The sequence below is a fragment of the Bifidobacterium lemurum genome, assembly GCF_014898175.1.
GTDB classification, from domain to species: domain Bacteria; phylum Actinomycetota; class Actinomycetes; order Actinomycetales; family Bifidobacteriaceae; genus Bifidobacterium; species Bifidobacterium lemurum.
Genome location: NZ_CP062948.1, coordinates 2,510,734 through 2,533,245, shown reverse-complemented (window position 1 = coordinate 2,533,245; position 22,512 = coordinate 2,510,734). Strand labels below are relative to the sequence as shown.

Annotated in this window: 14 protein-coding genes and 1 pseudogene; 14 read left to right on the top strand and 1 reads right to left on the bottom strand. The window is 64.1% G+C overall.

Annotated elements, in window-relative coordinates; all coding sequences use genetic code 11:
* Positions 1 to 124: 124 nt before the first annotated feature.
* On the top strand, positions 125 to 589 hold the full coding sequence (locus BL8807_RS10070; RefSeq protein ID WP_072726655.1) for a hypothetical protein: 465 nt from the start codon (positions 125 to 127) through the stop codon (positions 587 to 589).
* Between the two features lie 237 nt (positions 590 to 826).
* Positions 827 to 4,468, top strand: a complete 3,642-nt coding sequence (locus BL8807_RS10065) for a hypothetical protein (RefSeq protein WP_072726654.1) — start codon at positions 827 to 829, stop codon at positions 4,466 to 4,468.
* Positions 4,469 to 4,579: 111 nt separating this feature from the next.
* Here BL8807_RS10065 and BL8807_RS10060 read toward each other — a convergent pair whose 3' ends face one another.
* Complete coding sequence (locus BL8807_RS10060) at positions 4,580 to 5,611, bottom strand: alpha/beta hydrolase (RefSeq protein ID WP_072726653.1); 1,032 nt, start codon at positions 5,609 to 5,611, stop codon at positions 4,580 to 4,582.
* 224 nt (positions 5,612 to 5,835) lie between these two features.
* Here BL8807_RS10060 and glgA point away from each other — a divergent pair, with 224 nt between their 5' ends.
* From glgA to pyrF, 12 genes and pseudogenes are all read left to right on the top strand, one after another.
* Positions 5,836 to 7,077, top strand: coding sequence for a glycogen synthase (gene glgA / locus BL8807_RS10055; RefSeq protein WP_072726652.1), 1,242 nt, complete (start codon positions 5,836 to 5,838; stop codon positions 7,075 to 7,077).
* Positions 7,078 to 7,300: 223 nt separating this feature from the next.
* On the top strand, positions 7,301 to 8,176 hold the full coding sequence (locus tag BL8807_RS10050; protein WP_072726651.1) for an ABC transporter ATP-binding protein: 876 nt from the start codon (positions 7,301 to 7,303) through the stop codon (positions 8,174 to 8,176).
* Positions 8,177 to 8,281: 105 nt separating this feature from the next.
* On the top strand, positions 8,282 to 9,361 hold the full coding sequence (locus BL8807_RS10045; RefSeq protein ID WP_072726650.1) for a tRNA (adenine-N1)-methyltransferase: 1,080 nt from the start codon (positions 8,282 to 8,284) through the stop codon (positions 9,359 to 9,361).
* A gap of 58 nt (positions 9,362 to 9,419) precedes the next feature.
* Positions 9,420 to 9,977 carry a SixA phosphatase family protein gene (locus tag BL8807_RS10040; protein WP_072726649.1) on the top strand — a complete coding sequence of 186 codons (558 nt, stop codon included), beginning with the start codon at positions 9,420 to 9,422 and terminating at the stop codon, positions 9,975 to 9,977.
* A 510-nt stretch (positions 9,978 to 10,487) separates the two neighbouring features.
* Positions 10,488 to 11,744: an IS110 family RNA-guided transposase gene (locus tag BL8807_RS10035; RefSeq protein ID WP_094725499.1), complete on the top strand. Its 1,257-nt coding sequence runs from the start codon at positions 10,488 to 10,490 to the stop codon at positions 11,742 to 11,744.
* 172 nt (positions 11,745 to 11,916) lie between these two features.
* Positions 11,917 to 14,220, top strand: a complete 2,304-nt coding sequence (metE, locus tag BL8807_RS10030) for a 5-methyltetrahydropteroyltriglutamate--homocysteine S-methyltransferase (protein WP_072727061.1) — start codon at positions 11,917 to 11,919, stop codon at positions 14,218 to 14,220.
* A 1-nt stretch (position 14,221) separates the two neighbouring features.
* A pseudogene (gene metF, locus BL8807_RS10025) lies at positions 14,222 to 15,069 on the top strand (methylenetetrahydrofolate reductase [NAD(P)H]).
* Positions 15,070 to 15,216: 147 nt separating this feature from the next.
* Positions 15,217 to 18,324, top strand: coding sequence for a bifunctional [glutamine synthetase] adenylyltransferase/[glutamine synthetase]-adenylyl-L-tyrosine phosphorylase (locus tag BL8807_RS10020; RefSeq protein WP_072727060.1), 3,108 nt, complete (start codon positions 15,217 to 15,219; stop codon positions 18,322 to 18,324).
* 193 nt (positions 18,325 to 18,517) lie between these two features.
* Entirely contained in the window at positions 18,518 to 19,480 is a 963-nt protein-coding gene (gene pyrB, locus BL8807_RS10015; RefSeq protein WP_072727059.1) for an aspartate carbamoyltransferase, read from the top strand.
* A complete protein-coding gene (locus BL8807_RS10010; RefSeq protein ID WP_072727058.1) occupies positions 19,480 to 19,899 on the top strand; it encodes an aspartate carbamoyltransferase regulatory subunit in 420 nt (139 codons plus the stop codon). The genes pyrB and BL8807_RS10010 overlap by 1 nt, the downstream gene beginning before the upstream one ends.
* Before the next feature lie 103 nt (positions 19,900 to 20,002).
* Positions 20,003 to 21,484 (top strand): dihydroorotase, encoded by a 1,482-nt coding sequence (locus BL8807_RS10005; protein WP_072727057.1) that lies wholly within the window; start codon positions 20,003 to 20,005, stop codon positions 21,482 to 21,484.
* Between the two features lie 56 nt (positions 21,485 to 21,540).
* Positions 21,541 to 22,500 (top strand): orotidine-5'-phosphate decarboxylase, encoded by a 960-nt coding sequence (pyrF, locus tag BL8807_RS10000; protein WP_072727056.1) that lies wholly within the window; start codon positions 21,541 to 21,543, stop codon positions 22,498 to 22,500.
* Positions 22,501 to 22,512: the final 12 nt, after the last annotated feature.

Here is a 22,512-nt window from a genome sequence, read left to right as displayed (position 1 = left end):
AGGACGGCATCCCATCAGCCCGAACATCATCCGCATGAAGCGGCGTTCCGCCCCTGACGGGAGGGGCTGGGGTACACTGTGTTCCAGCGTTATCCGCCAATCTCGTGAATAAGGAGTTGACTCAATGCCGAATCGTGCAGAACGCCGCAAGGATGCGAAGAACGCGCGTCGCGGAATCCCGTCCCAGTATGACCAGACCCGTGGGCGTGGACGCTCGGGCATGATCGACGAATACGCGCTGCAGCAGAAGTCGATGCGCCTGCAGGAGGGGCTGGACGGCGGCGAATGGAAGCCGACCGGCGGTTCGGTCACGGCCACCGACACCACGCTGACCACCAATCCGAACTACACGAATCCGAAGATGTTCAAAGCGCCGCATTCGTTGCGCCAATGGTTCCGCGTGGGCAGCTGGACGCTGATCGCCCTGTCCATCATCGCGTTCTTCGTGGTGATGTGGCTGCCTAGCCATCCGATCTGGCTGGTCGCCACCATCTCCGGCGTCTTCGTCGTCGGCGTGCTCAGCCTGTTCTTCACCGCCGGCGATCCCAAGCACAATCCCAACCTCGACGCCCACGGCACCGCGGTATAACACCGATTTTGACGATTGATGCAGGAGGCCTCCACATGATTCATGCGGAGGCCTCCTGCATGCGGTTTCACAATATGGTCATACTGAGCACCCCCCCCCGGAAAAATACAATACGGAGTTGAACAAAGAGCAAACCGCGCTGAAACCCATTCGACTTGGCCGTGCTGTTTTTAAGTCAATGTTGACAAAGGACTCTCTGTCCGTGGCGATCAGCGCAACGGAGGGGAAGGAATCAGTATGGTTCAGGGCAAACACATCTCATCGCATCCGGAAACGATCGGTACGCGAATTGACGCACCTCAAGTCGCGAAAATCACCGTCGCCACAACAATCACCGCCGCCACGCTGCTCGGAGGAACGGTGCCAGCCTACGCGGATGAGACCGTGGCGATGAATGATGCGCAGAACGCCGTGGATACGGCCGCGCAAGCCGTGCAGGAAGCACAGTCGTCCACACCGGCCGACCAAGAGGCCGCCCAAGAAGCCATCGAAGAAGCGAAACAGCACGTCGCCGCCGCCCAGGAATCCCTTGACGCGGCGAAACAGGCCCAGCAGAACGCCAATGACACGCAACAGCAAACCCAACAGACCTATGATGCCGCTGCGAAAAGTCAGCAGCAGGCCCAGCAGAATGTGAACGACGCGCAGAACAGCACCATCGTGACCGATGCGCAGCAGGCCATCGAGAACGCGAATCAGCAACTCACCAAAGCCCAGCAGAGCCTTCAGGACGCGAACAAGGCCGTCGAACAATCCAAAACCGATGTCGCGAACGCCCAACAGAACGCCGACAACGCCGCGAAGACCGAAGCCGACAAGAAGCAGAACGCCGACACCGCCGCCGACAACCAAAAGAACGCCCAGACCGAAGCCGACAGCGCCAAGGCCACATTGGATACGGCGAAGCAGAACCAGTCGAAGGTCGAGGACGAGACCGGCATCACCGATGCGAAGCAGAACGTCGCGGACAAGCAGACCGCCGCCGACAACGCCCAGCAGAACAAAGACAAGGCTCAGGCCGACAAGGACGCAGCCGACAAGGCCGAAATGTCGGCCAAGCAGGAGTCGGATGCGGCCGATCGTGACGTGTCCGACAGGCAGACCGCCGCCGATGACGCCCAGAAGGACGTTGACGAGGCGCAGCGGAACGCGGACAAGTACGACACCGAAGCCATCATCCAGCAGGTCGAGGACGCGAAGCTCGCTTTGGATGCGGCCAAGGATGACGTTCAGGCCAAGCAGGACGCCGCCGACAAGGCTCAGACCGTCGCCGATGATGCCAAGCTGAATCTGGACGAGAAGGCCGGTGACGCGGTCGACGCGCTCGACCCTGACAAGTATCAGGCGGCGTTGGACGCTCAGGCGAAGGCTGACAAGGCGTTGGAGGATGCGAAGAAAAGCGCCTCCGACAAGCAGGAAGCCTACGAGAAAGCACAGAAGAAGGCTGAAGCGGCGAAGCTCGCGCTGGATGCGGCCATGCAGGACACGACCGTGGCTCAGGCCGACCGTCTGAACGCCCAGAACGCCTATACGAACGCTTCCAAAGCGCTTGAGGACGCCACCAGCAAGCTGAACGCCGCCAACCAGCTTGTCGCCGACAAGCAGACCGCCAAGGACGAGGCCGACAACGCGGTGAAGGATGCGGAAGCCGAACAGGCGGAAGCCACGCAGGCGCTTATCGACGCGAAGAACGCCGCCAAGGAGGCCGAGCAGCTTCTCGCGGACGCGCAGGCCGATGCCGTGTCGAAGAAGGAAGCCGCCGACAATGCGGACAGTCAGCTCGCCAAGGGGTCGCTCGGCTTCTTCGAAAGCAAGGGCGCGACCGACGCGGTGAACGCGCTTGTCAAACGTCAGGACAATGAATGGCTCAGGCTTGGCGAGGCGGGTTCGGCGACCAGCATCGACAATATGCTCAAGGCGCTCGACCTGATTGACCGTGGCAATGAGATTCGCCGCTCGCTCGGATTGGAGGAGTGGAAGGTCAGCGACTATCAGACAGCGTTGGCCCAGCTCGCCGCCGACTACAACACGTATTCCGGCAACAAGGAGCACTGCTACTCCACATATGCGCAGAACCTCGCATGGGGTTATGCTGACCCATTCGCGGCATGGTATACGAAGGAAAAGGCGCTCTTCGACAAGTATGCCGAAGAGAACCCGGAACTGCGCGACATGAGCGCGTATGAGATTTCCGTCAACTATCCGAGCATCTTCCTTCAGACGGGACACTATCTGAACATCATCGACCCGGAAGGAACCGTCACCGGTTTCGCGCATACAAGTTCGATGACCGACGCGCAGAACTTCGACACCTACTCCGAGGATGGTGCCGTTTCCGTCGCCGAGTACCGCCAGCAGCTCATCGCCTACAAGAGTGGGTTGGAGAACGCCTCAAACGCCTACCAGTCCGCCTTGGAAGCCGTCGAACAAGCTCAGGCGAAGGCCCAGGAAGCTCAGGAAGCCCTGCGCGAGGCTCAGAAACGTGTGGACGCGGCGAACAGCACGCTTGCCTCCGCTCGCGAAGACCAGTCGAACGCCGTTGCCGCGCTGACCGAAGCGCAGAACGCCATCACACCGCTCACACAAGCCCAGCAGACCGCTTTGAACGAGGCGAACAACGCCCAGACCCTGCTGAACGAAGCCAGCGACAAGCTGACCGAAGCGGAATCCACACAGGCTGAAAAGCAGACGGCATACGATGCCGCTCAGGCCGAATACAATGCGGCCAAGGACGCACTGTCCGATACCGCGATTCCCGATGCCGAAGCCGCGAAGGCCGAAGCGGATGCGGTGGTCGTCGACTATGACGCGAAACGCGCCGCCTACGATACGGCCAAGCAGACGTATGACACCGCCATCGCGAAGCTGGAGCAGGCCAAGCAGGACAAGTCCGATGCCGATGAGGCAGCGGTCCAAGCCCAAGCTGATTACGATTCAGCTCTGGAGACCAAGACTCAGGCCGAAGCCGCTGCGCAGAAACTTATCGATGCGAAAGCGATTAAGGCCGTCGCCGACGAAGCCCTCACCAAAGCGCAGGCCGAAGCCCAGTCAAAGCGGGACGCCTATACGGCGGCGCAGGAGAATTCCCGCAAGGCCCAGAATGTCCTCGACACGGCGACTGCCGCAAAAACACAGGCGGATAATGCGTTGGCCGATGCGCAAACCAATTTGGCCGATGTCACCGCCGCCGCGCAAGGGGCGCTCGAGACCGCACAGGCAGCGGTGGACACCGCCCAGCAGAATCTCGATACTGCGAACGCTTCGCTCGCCGCGGCGAACGTCGCCAAGGCCCAGGCCGACGCGGAATATGAGCAGGCCAAGGCCGATTCCGCAACGAGCCTGCAGCAACTTGCCGCCGCCCAGCAAAAGCAGGCGCAGATGGAGTCCCAGCAGAAGCAGGCCGAAGCCGCCGTGCAGACGGCGACCGACGATCTCGCCGCAGCCCAGCAGAATCTCGCCGCAGCCCAGCGGACCTACGACGAGCGGATTGCCGCAGCCCAGGCCCAGCTGGATGAAGCCAATAAAGCCCTTGCCGACGCGAAGACGAAACTTGACGAGGCCAACGCCGACAAGTCCGCCGCCGACGAGACGCTCGCCCAGGCCCAAGCCGACTACGACGCGGCCGTCAAAGCGCAGCAGGAGGCAGAGCAAAAGCTCGCAGATCTGAAGAAGGCCGAGGCCGACAAGAAAGCACAACAGGAGGCTGTGGAAAAGGCTGAGCGGGAACTGGCGGAAGCGCAGGAGGCTAAGAAGCAACTGCTTTCCGAAGAACTGTCCTCAACCGGTTCTGATGAGACGCTGCCGCTCTCGCTGATGGGCATCATGGCCGTTGCCGGAGCCGGATGCGTGCTCCTGAAAAGAAAAGCGGCAAATGACTAGTCCACGGCTGATGCGCTGAGCCCATAAGGGCCGTTTGATAAGCTCCGCCAAATGGCGGAATCAAACGGCCCTTGTGGATTTTAGATTCAGCTCAATTCGCTGCGAGCGGCATCACAGGCGAGCGTAGGTGAAGTCGCGGATCATGTCGAGCGTGATGCCGCTTTCCTCAAGCCATGTCATGCATACGGGGAACACGTGGCCTAGGCTCTCGCCTTTGCCGGTCTTCCAATCGTGCAGTTCGAAGTCCTTGCCCGCTTCGGCCAGATGCATGGCGAGACGCAAGGTCTCGTTCTGGATGAAATCGTCGCTGCTTGTGTTCAGGAACAACGGCGGCAGGTCGACCGTGCTTGTGATCTCTCCAAGATCCAACGCGCGTGGGTCCAGATCCTTCACGCATCCCAACATGATGTCGGAGAATTTATGCAGTAGGGAACTATGATCGGGATCGATCCGGGACTCGCGATCCTCGCGCGGAATATACGGAAGCATGTCATACACGCCGGAGATCAAAGCCGCTCCCAGAACATTGACGCCGCTGGGGGTCACACCGATCTGGCGGGCTAGTTCCGGAGAATGTTCGATCACCGTGGTGAAGAACGCCAAACATCCACCGGCGGAATCGCCGGTCATCCATACGCCGTCCTGCGCGATGGGATATTCATGACGATGCTCACGGATCCATGTCAGCGCTTGGGCGATATCCCGCAATTGGCCGACGAAATCGGTTTGAGGCAGCGGACGGTAGTTCAACGAGAACACGGCGAAGCCGCGCTCGGCCAGATGCGTGCAGAAATTGCGGTTGAGCTCCTTGTATCCGTATACGAATCCGCCGCCATGCACATCCACGTACACGGGCAGCGTCCGCCCGCCACGAATCACGGCATCATGAGGCAGATACAGGTCAAGTCTGTGACCGCGCACCTCATCGGCGTCATCGACGTAGCCAAGGTCCTCGATGACGTCGATCCCCTCCGGGTCGTGCCACAACGGCACGCGAGCCTCGTCGTACCGCACGAATCCCAGACGAGCCTCTCTGATAACCGTGGCCAGGGATCCGGGACAATCCTTCAGATCGCCGTCCACTTCCGTCCAATACTCGTACGGCACTCCCTCGGGCGTGGACATCGTAGTCTCATTCGTCATATCCGCTCCTTCGTCATCGCTTTATTGTGGGCTCCGCAACCCTCGCGAATCTCACATCGGGCATTCGGGCGTCGTTCCCGAAACCCTTTTCAGTTTCCACCCGACAGTCGGCGAACGCAACCAACGACATGTGAATAGGACACGAACAGGCGGATTGTGCGTTTCGTGTGGGGTGATGTCCTAAAGTGGTCAGTGGAATCGAAAACCTATAGGAGAGGTGACCAATGAAGGTTGATATCCTTACCCGCGAATACCCGCCGAAAGTCTATGGCGGTGCCGGCGTGCACGCCGAGGAGCTGTCCAAGGTGCTGGCCGAGCGCGTCGATGTGACCGTGCGCGCCTTCGACGGCCCGCGCACCGAGGCCGACATCCCTGAGATTCCCGGTGACGATCCGGCCGGCTCGCTCAAGCTCGTCGGATATGACACCCCCGCCGAACTGTCCGACGCCAACGGCGCGATCAAAACGCTCGGCGTGGACCTGCAAATCGCCAACGATGTGGATGCCGACATCAGCCACGCGCACACCTGGTACGCCTGCATGGCCGGCTATCTGGCGAAGATGCTGCACGGCACCCCGCTGGTCATCACCGCGCACAGCCTTGAGCCCTTCCGCCCGTGGAAGAAGGAACAGCTCGGCGGCGGCTACAATCTGAGCTCCTGGGCCGAGAAGGAGGCCTACGAGAACGCCGACCGCGTGATCGCCGTCTCCGCCGGCATGCGTGAGGACATCCTCGCCGCCTATCCGAACGTCGACCCGGACAAGGTGGTCGTGGTGCACAACGGCATCACGATGAGCCAGTTCGAGACCCCCTCCGACGACGATCCGGGCTGGAAGGTGTTCGAACGCTACAACATCGACCGCAGCAAGCCGACCCTGCTGTTCGTGGGCCGCATCACCCGTCAGAAGGGTCTGCCGTATCTGCTCAAGGCGCTGCATCTGGTCGACCCCGGCATCCAGGTGGTGCTGTGCGCCGGCGCTCCCGACACTCCGGAAATCATGGAGGAGGTGAAAACCGCCTTCGCCAAACTCGACGAGGAGCGCGGCAACATCGTCTGGATCGAGGAGATGCTGCCCAAGCATGAGCTCAACGCGCTCGAGCATGGCTGCGATGCGTTCATCTGCCCGTCGATCTACGAGCCTCTCGGCATCGTGAACCTCGAGGCCATGGCCTGCGGCCTGCCGGTCGTCGCCTCCGCCACCGGCGGCATCCCCGAGGTCGTCGTGGACGGCGAGACCGGTTATCTCGTGCCGATCGACCAGCTGCACGACGGCACCGGCACCCCCACCGATCCGGACAAGTTCGTGCAGGATATGGCCGATGCGATCAATAGGATCATGGCCGACCCCGAGCTCGCCAAGAAGATGGGCCAGGCCGGTTACGAGCGCGCCCGCGACATGTTCAGCTGGGAGTCCATCGCCGACAAGACGGTCGCCGTCTACCAGTCGGTGCTCGACGAACAATAATCCGCACACCAACATCATCGGGGCCTGTTCGCCATGCTCAGCATGTATGCCGGAGCGGCGGGCAGGCCCCATCAGCACGAAGGACATCTGCCCAGTTGGCACCGAGGGCCTCGAGTTGGCACTCTGCCATACGATGCACCGTTGGAATTACGCCATTCCATGACGCCAATACCGTCGGGACGGTGCCAACTGGACACGCCAATGCCAACTGGATGATCACCACATGAGGAGGACAGCCATGCAACCATCTGAAATCGCCGTGCATATCGCCGATGTGGAGTTCCGCCGCCGCAGGCGTGTGATCCTGACCGATGTGAACCTCACCGTCAAGCGTGGCGAGAAGTGGGTGCTGTTCGGCCCCAACGGCATCGGCAAATCCTCTCTGGTGCAGATGATGAGCACGCGTGGATTCCCCTCCAACGGCACGGTCGACATCCTGGGCAACCGTTTGGGCAAGGTCGACGTGTTCTCCTATCGCAACCGCATCGGTTTGAGCTCCGCGGAGCTTTCGCGCGCGTTCCCGCCTCAGGAGGATCCGCTCGACGCCGTGGTGACCGCGCTCACCGCCACCACCGGCCGTTGGCGCGAGGACTTCACCGACGAGGATTATGCCAAGGCGCGTGGTCTCATGACCCAGTTCGGCATCGACTATCTTGAAGGCAAGATGATGTTCAAACTCTCCGAGGGCGAACGCACTCGCGTGCTGATCTGCCGCGCGCTGATGGCCGACCCGGATCTGCTCATCCTCGACGAGCCGACCACGGGCCTTGATCTGGGCGGCCGCGAGCTCGCCTTGCGGGCGCTCAGCCGCATCGGCGAGGAGGACGCCGACCGCACGGTGGTCCTCGTCACGCACCGTCTCGAGGAGATTCCCGTCGGATTCGACCATGTGGCCATCATGGGCCGCATCACCGGCAGCGAGGCCGACGCCTACGCCGATAATGTGGCGGGCAACGATCCCGCCCCCGGCACGATCATCTACACCGGCGACCTCGAGCACGGTTTCACCGCCGAGCGGCTCAGCGCCATCTTCGGCCTCGACCTCACCGTGACCCACGACAACGGCCGTTGGGGAGCCTTCGCATCCGCCGCAAAATAGGAGATACGCCTAAAGTCGGCCCTCGATGATGTCGCGAAGCATGCGAAGCGTGTGCGAGAATGGCATCCGGAGGAATCGTGAACCCATCGCACGAAAAGAGGATGAATGAGGCGCGGAGCGTTTGAGGCGGGGGAGAAGGTGCAGTTCACCGACCGCAAGGCGAAGAAGATCACCGACCAGCTGGTGGCGGGCGGCAGCACGCAGACCGAGCATGGGCTGATCCTGCACGACGATGTGATCGGGCGGACCGAGGGGGTCGTCGTCACCACGGTGACCGCCAAACGCGAGGCGCAGCTCAACCAGGCGCATCCCGAACGAGACGCGGCCAAGCCGTGGAAGGCGACACGCGCGATCGGCGGCTGGCAATACGCGGTGATGCGCCCAAGGCTGGCCGACTACGTGCTTTCCATGCCGCGCGGCGCGCAGATCATGTATCCCAAAGACATCGCGCAGGTCATCCAGCTCGGAGACATCCGTGGAGGCGCGCGAGTGCTCGAATCCGGCGCGGGCTCGGGGGCGATGAGTCTCAATCTGCTCGACGCCGTGGGGGAGTCGGGGCATCTGACCACCATCGAATTGCGTCCGGATTTCGCCCGCGTGGCCGAAGCGAACGCCACGCTGTATTACGGGAAGAGGCCCTCATGGTGGGATCTGAAAACCGGCGATTTCGATTCCGTCGCCGCCACGCTTGATGGGCATTCCTTCGACCGCATCGTGCTCGACATGCTCGACCCGTGGAACCGCTTGGAGCAGGCGTACCGCGTGATCGCGCCCGGCGGCGTGCTTATCGCCTACATCACCACCACCACGCAGATGAGCCGTCTGGTGGAGGCCTTGCGTGAGGCCGGCACTTGGACCGAGCCGATGATCCAGGAGACGCTGGAGCGCAGCTGGAAGGCGCAGGGGCTCGCCGTGCGTCCCGACCATCAGATGATCGGACACACCGGATTCCTCGTCGTCTCGCGTGCGATGGCGGAGGGATTCCAGGCGTTGAAGAAACGCGACCGCGCCACCAAGGACACGGTCACCGACATCGACGAGATGACGGCCGAGGAACGCGAGGCGCAGTTGGAGGATCTCGAATTACGGGACATCTCCGACCGCAAACTCCGCAAGGTGTTGCGCGACCTCGACAGGCAGGTCGCCGTGCTTGACGGCGATTCGGCCGATTATCTGCAAGAATAGAGCAGAAGCGACGTGGGGGCCGGCGACGGCCCTTCAGGATGCGAGAGGCAGAGGCATTATGGGCGTCAACGTGAGCAAGGTGGCCAAAAAGGCCAAGAACTACAAGCATGTTCTGCTGCTGATGCGGCATGCCAAGGCCGAGCCGTTCAACCCGGACGGCGACCGCAGCCGCGAGATCACCGACAAAGGGCTCAAGCAGGCGAAGAAGGTGGCCAAGGGACTGGTCGGCATGAAGCTCATGCCCGGCCGCATCGCCTGTTCGGCGGCGACGCGTGGCACGCAGACGTTGGAGCGCATGCTCAAAACCTTCGGCGACGAGCCGACCGTCGACTACCGCCAAAGCCTGTACGACGGCGGCATGCAGAGCATCTTCGACGAGCTGGCGCACACCAAGCCGAAAACCCGCGTGCTGATGGTGCTCGGACATGAGCCCACCGTATCGATCTGCAGCCAATGGCTCGCCTCATCCGACTCTGATCCGGCCGCGCTCGACCTGCTCAATCTAGGCGTCTCGCCCGCCTCCGTGGTGGTGTTCGCCTCGAACAAGCCTTTCGACCAGTGGCAGACCCACAGCGGCGACCTGCTCGCCGTGATCACCGCCAAGGATTTCGACTAAGTGCGACTTGTCATCCTGAGCGAAGGTCGTTCCTTGTCATCCCGAGCGAAGTCGAGGGATCCCAGACTCAGGAGATTCTTCGACTCCGCAATGCTCCGCTCAGGATGACGAATAACCATCATCACCGTCATATTGAGCGAAGGCGTCTTCCTGTCATCCCGAGCGGAGTCGAGGGATCTCAAATCTTAGGGGATTCTTCGACTCCGCTGCGTTCCGCTCAGGATGACGTTGATGATGGTTATTGCCGGTTTGTCCGGTGATAATTGAAGGTGGCGGTCCGGGCGGTGACCCCCAGGATGACTGACGCCGTTCCTTTCGGGAAGCGGCTGTCCCGCCCTCGATCTGTCCCGCCCGGGACCGCCGGACCGAGGGCCATGGACGCATGACCTCATAGGAGCGTGGACGCTCCCATCGGACCCCGCATCGTCCATGGTAGCGTGTCCCGTCAACGTCCCGTCTGCGCCGGAAGCCCCCGGAACGACCATCGACGGCCAGCGAAGGAGGACAACGATGACGCCGCCCATGGAGACGATCTACGCCGGGGTGGACACCCACACCGACACCCACACGCTCGCCCTGCTCGACTGGCGCGGACGGCCGCTGGCCACGCGGACGTTCCCGACCGACGCCGCCGGCTACGAGGCGCTGGCGGGCATGCTGCCCGACCCGTCCCGGGTCGTGGTGGGCGTGGAGGGGACCAACTCGTACGGCGCGGCCCTGGCCCGCAGGCTCGCCGCCGCGGGCTACGAGACGCGCGAGGTGCTGCGCCCCAAACGCGCGGTGCGCCGCAGGGACGGCAAGTCCGACCCCGTCGACGCCGCCGAGGCGGCCAGGAGCGTCATGGCCGGAGACGGGACCGGGCCGAAGAGCTCGGACGGCTGGGTCGAGGCCCTGCGCCACCTCAACACGCAGCGCGACCGGCTGGTGTCGGCCATGACCACGCTGTCCAACAGCGTCAACGGCATGCTCGTCACCGCGCCCGAGACCGTCCGGGACCGCTACCGGAGCCTGAGGACCGGGAGGCGCATGACCCGCCTTGCCGCCTGCCGGCCCGCCGGCGGGCCGGTCGAGCGCGCCGCGCTCACCGCGATGAAGGCGTCCGCGACGGCGTGGAAGGCCCTCCGCGAACAGGCGGACGGGCTCGAGAGGGCGATGCGCGAGATCCTCGAGGAACACGCCCGCGCGCTGCTCGACCTGAACGGGGTCGGCGTCGTCACCGCGGCCACCCTGGCCGTCGTCGCCGGCGACAACCCCGAACGAGTCAGAAGCGAGGCCGCGTTCGCCAAACTGTGCGGCGCGTGCCCCCTGCCCGCCTCCAGCGGCAGGACCAGCCGCCACCGGCTCAACCGGGGAGGCAACCGGCAGGGCAACAAGGCCCTGCACCAGATCGCCGTCGTGCGCCTGCGCCACCACCAGCCCACCCGCGACTACATGGCCAAAAGGACCCGCGAGGGCAAAAGCAAGATGGAGACCATCCGCTGCCTCAAACGCTACATCGCCCGCGAGATCCACCGCGTCCTCATCGCCGTCCGCGACGGCGACCCCGGACGCGAGCCACCCGCCCGGCGCGGCGCCATGCTGCGCGAACTGAGGCTCTCCCACGCGCTGACCCAGCGACAGGTCGGACAGGCCCTCGGCGTGCCCTCCAGCAGGATCAGCGAGATCGAACGAGGCGCCCGCGACCTGCCCGAACTCGAACGACGAGCCACCCAATGGATCCACAGCACCACCGACACACCACCCCAACAACAGCTTGACAAACTATAGGAGCATCGAAGAAAGCACCTCCGTTCAGAATGACGGAAAGCGACTGCCAAAGGCATATAGATTTCGGTTATAGCGACACCTTAACTGGCTTGATGACTGCGATCGCGCGGTTTCTTGATACTCTTGTCGGGTTCAAGACGTTTCACCCACGAAACAAGCCCATGGAGGTTTCATGTCCGCTTTGACGTCCGTCTCAGGTTTCCCGCGCGTCGGCCAGAACCGAGAGCTCAAGAAGATCATCGAAGGCTACTGGAAAGGCGCCAACACGCTCGACGAGGTGCGTGCCACCGCCAAGGAGCTGCGCGCCAAGCATTGGAGGCTGCAGCAGGCCGCCGGCATCGATCTGATCCCCAGCAATGATTTCAGCTTCTACGATCAGGTGCTCGACACCGCCATCCTGCTCAACGCCATCCCGCAACGCTACCAGCGTCTCGCCTTCGACAATCCCGAGGAGACGCTGTTCGCCATGGGCCGCGGCTATCAGGGCGAGAAGGGCGATGTGACCGCCCTGCCGATGAAGAAGTGGTTCACCACCAACTACCACTATCTCGTGCCGGAGATCGACGCCGCCACCGACATCAGGCTCAACGGCACCAAGCCCTTCGACGAATACCTGGAGGCCAAGGAGCTCGGCATCGACACCAAGCCGGTGCTTATCGGCCCCTACACCTTCCTCAAGCTCGCCCGCGACCCGCAGGCCCAGGAGCTCGAGTTCGACAAGGGCCTGGTGAACGCCGTGGCCGCCGCCTATGCCGAAGCTCTCGCCAAATTCGCCGAGCTCGGCGCCGCTTGGATGCAGATCGACGAGCCGTATCTCGTGCTCGACAAGGAGCCGGGCGATGTGGAGCTGTTCAAGGCGCTGTACGCCAAGATCCTGCCCGCCCGCGACGGCAAGGTCAAAGTGCTGCTCAACACCTACTTCGGCCATATCGCCGACGTGTACGAGACCGTGAACCTGCTCGGCTTCGACGGCATCGGCCTGGATCTGAACGAAGGCAAGGACGAGAACCTCGCCGCCCTCGCGCAGTACGGCGTGGCCGAAGGCACCGTGATCTTCGCCGGCGTGGTCAACGGCCGCAACATCTGGCGCAACGACTACGCCGTGAGCCTCGGACTGGTGGACGCCGTCAAGCAGGTCACGCCGAACGTGGCCGTCTCCACAGCCAGCTCCCTGCTGCACGTGCCGTTCAGCACCGAAGGCGAGAACGGTCTCGACGAGGGGGTGCTCAAGCATTTCGCATTCGCCGTGGAGAAGCTCGGCGAGCTTCGCGACGTGGCCGAACTGGCCGACGCCGACGAGGACGCCAAGAAGGCCTCCGCCGCGCTCACCGCCAATCAGGCGCTGTTCGACGGCACCCGCGTGGCCGCCGATCCGGCCGTGGCGGCACGTCTGGCCCAGCTGACGGACGCCGATTTCACCCGCCAGCCCGCGCGCGCCGAACGCCAGCGGCTGCAGCGTGAGGCGCTGGACCTGCCTCTGCTGCCCACCACCACCATCGGATCCTTCCCGCAGACCCGCGAGGTGCGTGCCGAGCGCGCCAAGCTGCGCAAGGGTGAGATCGACCAGACCACCTACGACGCGTTCATCAAGCGGCAGATCGACGACTGCATCAAGAGCCAGGAGGAGATCGGCCTCGATGTGCTGGTGCATGGCGAGTTCGAACGCAACGATATGGTCGAGTACTTCGGCCAGAACCTCAACGGCTTCCTGTTCACCAAGAACGCGTGGGTGCAGTCCTACGGCACCCGTTGCGTCAAGCCTCCGATCGTGTGGGGCGACGTCTCGCGCGCCAATCCGATCACCGTGGAGTGGTCGGCCTACGCCCAGTCGCGCACGGACCGCGTGATGAAGGGCATGCTCACCGGCCCGGTGACGATCCTCAACTGGTCCTGGCCGCGCGAGGACATCACCCACGAGCAGCAGACCCAGCAGCTCGCCCTCGCCATCCGCGACGAAGTGCTCGATCTCGAGGCCGCCGGCATCAAGGTGATTCAGATCGACGAGGCCGCGCTGCGCGAGAAGCTGCCGCTGCGCAAAACCGACTGGCACGCGAAGTACCTCGATTGGGCGATCCCCGCGTTCCGTCTGGTCCACTCCGCGGTCAAGCCCGCCACGCAGATCCATACGCATATGTGCTATTCGGAGTTCAACGACATCATCCGCGACATCGACGCGATGGACGCCGACGTGATCTCCTTCGAAGCCTCGCGCGGCGACCTGGTGGTGCTCGACGCGATCCATGAGGCCGAGTTCGAAACCGAGGCGGGCCCGGGCGTGTACGACATCCACTCGCCGCGCATCCCCTCCGAGGCCGAGATCGAGGAGCGCATCGGCGAAATCCTGAAGAAGATGGACGTCTCCAAGGTCTGGATCAACCCCGACTGCGGCCTGAAGACCCGTGGCGTGGCCGAAACCTGGCCGAGCCTGGAGCATCTGGTCGCCGCGACCAAGGCCGTGCGCGCCTCGCTGAGCTGACATGGCCGCATCACTGTTCTCCATTGAGGTGTTCCCACCGAAGCGCAACGCTCCGGTGGGAACCATCTACGACACGCTCGACGGACTGCAGGGCCTCGACCCCGCGTTCATCTCGGTGACCTACGGCACGGGCAAATCGGCGGACCGCACGGCCACCGCCCGCATCGCGCACACCATCCGCAACGAGTACCACATCCCCGCTGTGGCCCATCTGACCGCGCAGTATCTGGACAAGGCGGCGGTCGACGAGGCGTTGGACATGTTTGCCCAGGCCAAGGTCTCCGGCGTGCTCGCCCTACGCGGCGACCGGGTGGAGGGCCGAGAGCCGGCCGGAGTGTTCGAGCATGCCAGCGATCTGGCCGCGTACGTGCGTGAGCGGTGCCCCGACCTGAAGCTGTACGGCGCCTGCTATCCCGAAAAGCATCCGCAGTCGCCCACGTTGGACGAGGACATCGACAACCTCAAAACCAAGGTCGACGCGGGCGTGACCCATCTCATCTCGCAGCTGTTCTACTCTACGACAACGACGACTTCTACCGTTTCCTCGACAAGGCGCGCGCGGCGGGCGTCGACGTGCCGATCGAGGCGGGCATCATGCCGGTGGCCAACGCGAAATCCGTGCTCCGCATGTCCTCGATGTGCGCTTCGCGCATCCCCAAACCGGTGGAGCGCATGATCGAGCGTTGGGGTGACGACCCGCAGACCCTGCGCGAGGCGGGCATCATCTACGCCTCGCAGCAGATCGCCGATCTGGTGGCGCATGGCGTGGACGGCGTGCATCTGTATTCGATGAACCGCCCGGCCGTGACCCGCCGTATCTGGAACAACGTGCGTCCGCTGTTCGGCTGACCCGCGGTCATATGCGACCGTTCGCCCCGATTCCCGCATGGGATCGGGGCGAACTCATATGGACATCCATGTCCGCGCATATCAGGGCGTCCGGTATGCGCGACGATCGGCGAATACGCGAAAACGAGTGTATTACCATAAGGAACCATGGAACCGACGACCTTCAGCCCCCGCGCCATGGACCTGATCCGCGCGGGATTGCAGAACCTCGATGACGCCCGATCGCTGTTCGACGCCCTGCGCGTGGGCGGCGTTCCCGACGACGGGCTGCGCCTGCTGCTCAAGGCGCTGGAGAAGGCCTGCGATCCCGACGGGGCGCTGCGCAACATCGTCGACATCATCAACGCCATGCAAAGCCAAGGCAGACGGGTCGAGGACATGCTGCCCGACCGGGCGTCCTTCGAACGGCTGGTCACGGTGCTCGGCGTATCCGACGCGCTCGGCAAACTCATGCGTTTCCGTCCCGAACTGGTCGAAGCGGCATCCGTGGACCGATGCGACAGCCACCTGTACAACCATGCGCAGCGCCGCGCCCATATGCTCACCGCCGTCGGCGCCGACCCGAACGAGCCGGCCGCGCCGGTCGCGACCAAGGATCTGGCCGAGGCCGCGACAGCGTTGCGCGGCACCTACCGTCGCCAACTCGCCGCCATCATGGCGCAGGACGCGGTCGCCGACGACCCGTGCGCCATCCAGCCGACCATCAGCCGCGAACTGTCCGATCTGGCCGACGCGGCGCTCGAAGGGGCGCTGGCCATCGCCCGGCGTGAGGTGGCGGGCAGCGAACATGTGCGCTTCACCATCATCGGCATGGGCAAACTCGGCGCGCAGGAACTCAACTACGTGTCCGACGTCGATCTGATCTACGTGGTCGAGCCGGCCGACCAGAACGTCGACGGGCAGACGCTCACCCGCATCGGCACCAAAATGGGCACCGTGCTGCAGCGCGTCTGCCAATCGGTGATCATGGGCGTGGCCGAGCCGACCCTCTGGCAGATCGATGGGGGACTGCGGCCCGAAGGCAAGGACGGGCCTTTGGTGCGCAGGCTCGACTCGCATCAGGGCTATTACGAGCAGTGGGCGGAGAACTGGGAGTTCCAGGCGCTGCTCAAAGCCCGTCCGGTGGCGGGCGACCCCGAACTCGGCGAGGCGTATATGGCGATGACCCGCCCGTTCGTATGGTCCGCCTCCAAGCGCCCCAACTTCGTCTACGACTGCCAGCAGATGCGCAAACGCGTGGAGGATCTGATTCCGGCGGCGCTCAAGGACCGCGAGATCAAACTCGGCAAGGGCGGCCTGCGCGATGTGGAGTTCACCGTGCAGATGCTCCAGCTGGTGCACGGACGCACCGACGAGAACCTGCGCACCCGCTCCACGTTGGAGTCGTTGCAGCGCTTGTCCGAAGGCGGATACGTCTCACGCAAGCAGGCGGCGCGGCTGGCCGCCGACTATCGTTTCGAACGGGTGATGGAGCACCGCCAGCAGATGTGGGCGCTCAAACGCACCCACCTGTTCCCCGACCTCGGCGCGGCCAGTCTGGGCGGATTGGAGCGCAAACGCGATATCGACATCGACGAGCTGAACCGCAATCAGGAGCTGCGCAGGCTCGCCCGCACCTTCCGGCTGCATCCCGAAGAGCTGGTCGACCGCTATGACGAGGTGCGCCGCGAGGTGCGCCACCTGCATCTCGACATCTACTACCGCCCCATGCTGCCCATCAACGCCCAGCTCGACGAGGACCAGATCGAACTGAGCCAGCAGGCCACACAGGAGCGGTTCGCGTCCATCGGATTCGGAGACCCGGACGCGGCCATGCGACATGTGGTCGCGCTCACCGCCGGGGTCAGCCGGGCGGCGAAGATCAACCGCATCATCCTGCCCGCCGTGCTCGAATGGCTGGGGCAGGGGCAGAATCCCGATATGGGATTGCTCAACTGGCGCAAACTGGAGGAGCATTTCGGCACGGAAAGCGAATACCTTGGCTTCCTGCGCGATTCCACGTCGGCGGCGCAGCGGCTGTGCCATGTGCTGTCGAATTCGCGCTTCCTCGGCGACGCGCTCAACAAATCGGTCGAATCGGTCACCTGGCTGGGCGACGACGACCGGCTCAAGGCGCGCACACGCGAAAGCCTCGATGTGCAGTGCCGTTCCTCTCTGGAACGCAACGCGAACAACATCAATGATTTCGCGACCTCCATGCGGGCGATGCGCCGCCATGAGATCGAACGCATCGGCTTGGCGTGGATGAGCGGCGTGATGAGCGACGACGAAAGTCTGGCCGGTATGACCGACGTCTATGACGCGATCATCGACGCGGCCCTGACCTGGTCGATGCGCCACCAGTGCCGTGAATTCGGACTCGACCGGGCGCCTGCGGCCATCGCGGTGATCGGCATGGGCCGTTACGGCGGGCGTGAGGTGAATTTCAGCTCCGACGCCGACGCCATGATCGTCTACCGTCCGAACGACGCCGACGACGCCGAGGCGAACCGTTTCGCACGCAAAACCACGGATGACCTGCGCGCGATCCTGCAGGGGCCCACCACCTTGGAGCCGAAGATCGAGCTCGACCTGGACCTGCGGCCCGAAGGCAAGAACGGCCCGTTGGTGCGATCCTACGCCTCCTGCGAGGAGTATTACCGTTCGTGGGCGAGCACGTGGGAGCACCAGGCGCTGCTGCGCGCGCGCCACGCGGCGGGCGACGCGGAACTCGCGCACGACTTTCTGACCAACATCGCCGATCCGCTGCGCTACCCGCACACCGATCTGAACGAAACCGAACTGGCGGACATCCGCAAACTCAAGGCGCGTATGGAGGCGGAGCGTCTGCCCCGTGGCGTTCGCCGCGACCGCCATCTCAAGCTCGGCAAAGGCGGTCTGTCCGACGTGGAGTGGACCGTGCAGCTGCTGCAGCTGCGCCATGCCGGCGATGTGCGCGAGCTGCGCGTGAACGGCACCCTGGAGGCTCTGGACGTGCTGGAACGACGCAAGCTCATCGAGCCGGCCGACGCGATCCAGCTGCGCAAGGCGTGGCGGCTGTGCACGGCGGCGCGCAACGGCAGCTATCTGTGGAGCGGACGCGCGGCCCAGGCGGATATCCTGCCGGACGACATGTACTCGCTGGGCGGCATCGCCGTCTACCTCGGCTACGACGCGAACCGCGGCCAGCATTTCGAGAACGACCTGCTCTCCGTGATGCGGCGGTGCCGCGCCATCACCCAACGTCTTTTCTACGGCGTCACCGAAGAGGAGTAGTCGCCGATCCGCATGGACCGGCGACACGTTCGGCGTGGGAACATGCGAATCGCGGCTTCTGTCGGGAAAATGGCGTACATTTGATTAGGTCACATCACGTGGCCGCCTTCCCGACACGAAAGGTGAGCCGTTGTCTGCTGAGCACAAGACATCCGCCGGAGCGGGCGCTGTCAGTGAATCTTCCCCAACGCCGATGAAAGGCAAAAGCGTCGTCACGCTGGACGACCTGTCCACCGATCAGATCCTCGACCTGCTGCGCAAAGCGGAATACATCGATTCCCACCGCCGCGAGGTGGCGCACACCTGCGACGGCCGCGTCATCGCCACCCTGTTCTACGAGCCGAGCACCCGCACGCGCCTGAGCTTCGAAACCGCCATGCTGCGCCTCGGCGGCCAGGTGATCGGATTCGCCGGCTCGCAGCTGGCGTCCGTGACCAAAGGCGAATCCATCGCCGACACGCTGAAAACCGTCTCGAACTACGTCGACGTGGTCGCCATCCGCCACCCGAAGGAGGGCGCGGCGCTGGTCGCCTCGCAGGCCTCGAGCGTGCCGGTGATCAACGCGGGCGACGGCGGCCACATGCATCCCACGCAGACGCTGGCCGATCTGGCCACCTTGCAGTCGCGTTTCGGCCGCGTCACCGATCTGACCGTCGGACTGTGCGGCGACCTGACCTTCGGCCGCACCGTGCATTCGCTGATCGAGACGCTGTGCCGCTTCGGCAACGTGCGCTTCGTGCTGATCAGCCCCAACGAGCTGACCACGCCGCAATACGTGCTCGACCGCATCAACGCCACGGCATCCTGCTCCTATGTGGAGGTGCGCGACCTGGCGTCCGTGATGGGCGACCTGGACGTGCTGTATATGACGCGCGTGCAGAAGGAACGCTTCTTCAACGAGGACGACTACCTGCGCCTGCGCGACACCTACATCCTCGATGAGGAGAAGATGGCCCTCGCCAAGCCCGACATGGCCGTGCTGCACCCGCTGCCGCGCGTCAACGAGATCGCGGTCGAGGTGGACGACGACCCGCGCGCCGCCTACTTCGAACAGGTCAAAAACGGCATGCTGATGCGCATGGCGCTCGAAAGCTCGGTGGTGGGCGACGAACTGCCCGGATATGAGGAATTCGCGAACAAGGAGGTGCAGGCCTGATGGAGGTCACCAGCGTCCAAAACGGCATCATCATCGACCACGTGCCGGCCGGCACCGCGCTGAAGGTGCTCCACTACCTGCACATCGACCCGGCGAAAACCCGGCTCGCGCTGATCATGAACGCCGACAGCCCCACCCACGGCACCAAGGACATCATCAAAATCGAGGACACGCTCGACGTGGACCTCGAGGTGCTGGGTCTGGTGGCGCGCCAGGCGACCGTCGGCTTCGTGCGCGACGGCAGGATCATCGAGAAGCGCGAGCCGCAGCTGCCCGAACATATCGTCGACGTCATCACCTGCAGGAACCCGCGTTGCGTGACCACCACCGAACGTGGCATCAAGCAGATGTTCCATCTGGCGCATTCCGAGCGGCAGGAATACCGCTGCGACTACTGCGACGAGGAAGCCAAACTCTAGAGACGGACGCAAGCCAAGCCCCGTCCCGCGACGGGCGGCTTGCAGGCAGGACGACCGAAACGACGGCACGGGAGACTACGGGCCGCGTGCGAAAGGAGCCGATATGACCACAATCGTTTTCCATGGCATCAGCGTGTGGGACACCGATGAGATCATCGACCTCAAGGTCGAGGCCTCTCCCAACCTGCTCGTTGAATCGCCGACCACCCCCTCCGTCATCCTGAGCGAAGGGCGAAGCCCGCAGTCGAAGGATCCCATCCACATCGATGCCACCGGGCTGACGCTCGCCCCCGGTTTCGCCGACCCCCACGTGCACTTCCGCGACCCCGGACAGACCTACAAGGAGTCCATGGTCTCCGGTTGCGCGGCGGCGGCCTCCGGCGGCTACACCAACGTGCTCATCATGCCGAACACCGTGCCCGCGATGGACGGAGAGACCATCACCGACCCGAACGCTCCGGGCGCGAAGGAGGTGCTGGACGCCGGATACGACAATGTGATCGACCTCCTGCAGCATTACGAAGCCGCGCACGACGTCGCTTTGCCGGTGAAATACGACCTGTGCGTATGCGCCTCCAAAGGACGCGACGGCCATGAGGCCAGCGATCCCGACGGTTGGGGGCGCTATCTGCCCGGGGTCGACGACGAGGCGAAGGACGCCGACCAGCTCGCCCATCCGGTCACCGCGATCAGCGACGACGGTTCGGCCGTCACCCCCGAGATCATCGACCAGGTGTTCGCCAACACGCGTGAGACCGGACTGTATCTCATCGAGCACTGCGAGCATCACGACACAGGCGCGGTGAACGACGGCCCCGTCTCGCGCAAACTCGGCGTGCCCGGCATCCCCGAAGACACCGAGCTCAACATCGTGCGGCGAGACATCGATAAGGCACGCGAAACCGGCGTGCACGTGCATTTCCAGCATGTGAGCACGGCGATCTCATTCGAGGCGATCCGCGCGGCCAAAGCCGAGGGCCTGCCCATCACCTGCGAGACCGCGCCGCACTACCTCGCCCTGTGCGACGAGGCCCTGCTCGAATACGGCACGCTCGCCAAAATGAATCCGCCGCTGCGTGGGAGAGCCGACCGACTGGCCACCATCGCCGCCGTGGCGGACGGCACCGTGGATCTGCTCGCCACCGACCACGCCCCGCACACGTTGGATGAGAAGGCGCTCGGCTTCCTCGAGGCGCCCAACGGCATCATCGGACTGGAATGCGCGTACGGCGTATGCCACAAGGTGCTGGTCGACGGCGGACATATCTCCGACGCGCGGCTGATCGAACTCATGTCGGTCGCTCCGGCGCGGCTGATGGGGCACACGCCGACGGATATCACGGCGCTGCTCGACAAGGAAACCGACGCTTCACGCGAACCGGACGCCAAACGCGTCCTCGACCTGACCCAGGTCGCGGACCCGGGCGATGTGAATCTGGTCGTGCTCGACACCGCCGCCGAATGGACCGTCGAGCCCGAACGATTCCATTCGCAGGCGCGCAACACCCCGTTCGGAGGATGGCGGGTCACCGGCCGTCCGCTCGCCACGATCGTCGACGCCGCGCTGGCGTTCAGCCGACTGTAGAAACAACCTCACCCGCCCCACAAGCCACCGCCGATCCGGCACAGAAAGGACCCGCTATGGATCGTCTGATCGCAGCCATCAACGCCACCCAGAATCCCAGCGTCGTCGGGCTCGACCCGACCGAGGCACTGGTGCCCCCGCAGGTGGTGGCCAGCTTCGCCGACGAGGTGCGCGACTCCGTGGAGACTCCCGAGGAGGCGCCCGCCGCCCAGCTCGCCGTCGCCTACTTCGAGTTCAACCGCGCGGTCATCGACGCGGTGGCCGACATCGTGCCGGCCGTCAAACCGCAGATAGCCATGTATGAGGCGCTCGGCCCCGCCGGCATCGACGTGTACACGATGACCTGCGAATACGCCAGGCAGCAGGGCCTGTACGTGCTGGCCGACGTCAAGCGCGGCGACATCGGTTCGACGGCCGCCGCCTACGCGCATATGCTTAGCGGCGTGGCCGCCGGCGACGGTTCGTACGACCCGTGGAACATCGACGCGGTCACCGTCAACCCGTATCTCGGCACCGACGGCATCACCCCCTTCGTCGACGCGGCGAAGTCATCCGACAAGGACGTGTTCGTGCTGGTGCGCACCTCCAACCCGTCGAGCAGCGAACTGCAGATGCTCGATCTGGCCGACGGCAAGAAGGTGTACGAGCATGTGGCCGATCTGGTCGAAGGCTGGGGCGCCGACTCGATCGGAAGCCACGGCTATTCCCGCGTCGGCGCGGTGGTCGGCGCCACGCATCCCGAGGAAGGCGCGGCCCTGCGCGCGCGCATGCCGCACACCTTCTTCCTGGTGCCGGGTTATGGCGCTCAGGGCGGCACGGCCGCCGACGTGCGCGGCATGTTCGACCGTGACGGCTCCGGCGCGATCGTCAACTCGTCGCGCGGCATCATCGGCGCGTGGAAGAAGTCGGGGGAGTACCGCGAGTCCATGTCCGCCGACGAGGCGCTCGAACTGGTCGCCTCCACCGCACGCGAAGCGGCCATCGACATGCGCGACAACCTGCGCATGGTGCTGTAGACGACCGATACA

Excerpts from the sequence above, each read along its gene's own strand:
- BL8807_RS10070 (WP_072726655.1), top strand. The coding sequence starts at position 125 with ATGCCGAATCGTGCAGAACGCCGCAAGGATGCGAAGAACGCGCGTCGC.
- BL8807_RS10065 (WP_072726654.1), top strand. The coding sequence starts at position 827 with ATGGTTCAGGGCAAACACATCTCATCGCATCCGGAAACGATCGGTACG.
- BL8807_RS10060 (WP_072726653.1), bottom strand. The coding sequence starts at position 5,611 with ATGACGAATGAGACTACGATGTCCACGCCCGAGGGAGTGCCGTACGAG.
- glgA (WP_072726652.1), top strand. The coding sequence starts at position 5,836 with ATGAAGGTTGATATCCTTACCCGCGAATACCCGCCGAAAGTCTATGGC.
- BL8807_RS10050 (WP_072726651.1), top strand. The coding sequence starts at position 7,301 with ATGAGGAGGACAGCCATGCAACCATCTGAAATCGCCGTGCATATCGCC.
- BL8807_RS10045 (WP_072726650.1), top strand. The coding sequence starts at position 8,282 with ATGAGGCGCGGAGCGTTTGAGGCGGGGGAGAAGGTGCAGTTCACCGAC.
- BL8807_RS10040 (WP_072726649.1), top strand. The coding sequence starts at position 9,420 with ATGGGCGTCAACGTGAGCAAGGTGGCCAAAAAGGCCAAGAACTACAAG.
- BL8807_RS10035 (WP_094725499.1), top strand. The coding sequence starts at position 10,488 with ATGACGCCGCCCATGGAGACGATCTACGCCGGGGTGGACACCCACACC.
- metE (WP_072727061.1), top strand. The coding sequence starts at position 11,917 with ATGTCCGCTTTGACGTCCGTCTCAGGTTTCCCGCGCGTCGGCCAGAAC.
- BL8807_RS10020 (WP_072727060.1), top strand. The coding sequence starts at position 15,217 with ATGGAACCGACGACCTTCAGCCCCCGCGCCATGGACCTGATCCGCGCG.
- pyrB (WP_072727059.1), top strand. The coding sequence starts at position 18,518 with ATGAAAGGCAAAAGCGTCGTCACGCTGGACGACCTGTCCACCGATCAG.
- BL8807_RS10010 (WP_072727058.1), top strand. The coding sequence starts at position 19,480 with ATGGAGGTCACCAGCGTCCAAAACGGCATCATCATCGACCACGTGCCG.
- BL8807_RS10005 (WP_072727057.1), top strand. The coding sequence starts at position 20,003 with ATGACCACAATCGTTTTCCATGGCATCAGCGTGTGGGACACCGATGAG.
- pyrF (WP_072727056.1), top strand. The coding sequence starts at position 21,541 with ATGGATCGTCTGATCGCAGCCATCAACGCCACCCAGAATCCCAGCGTC.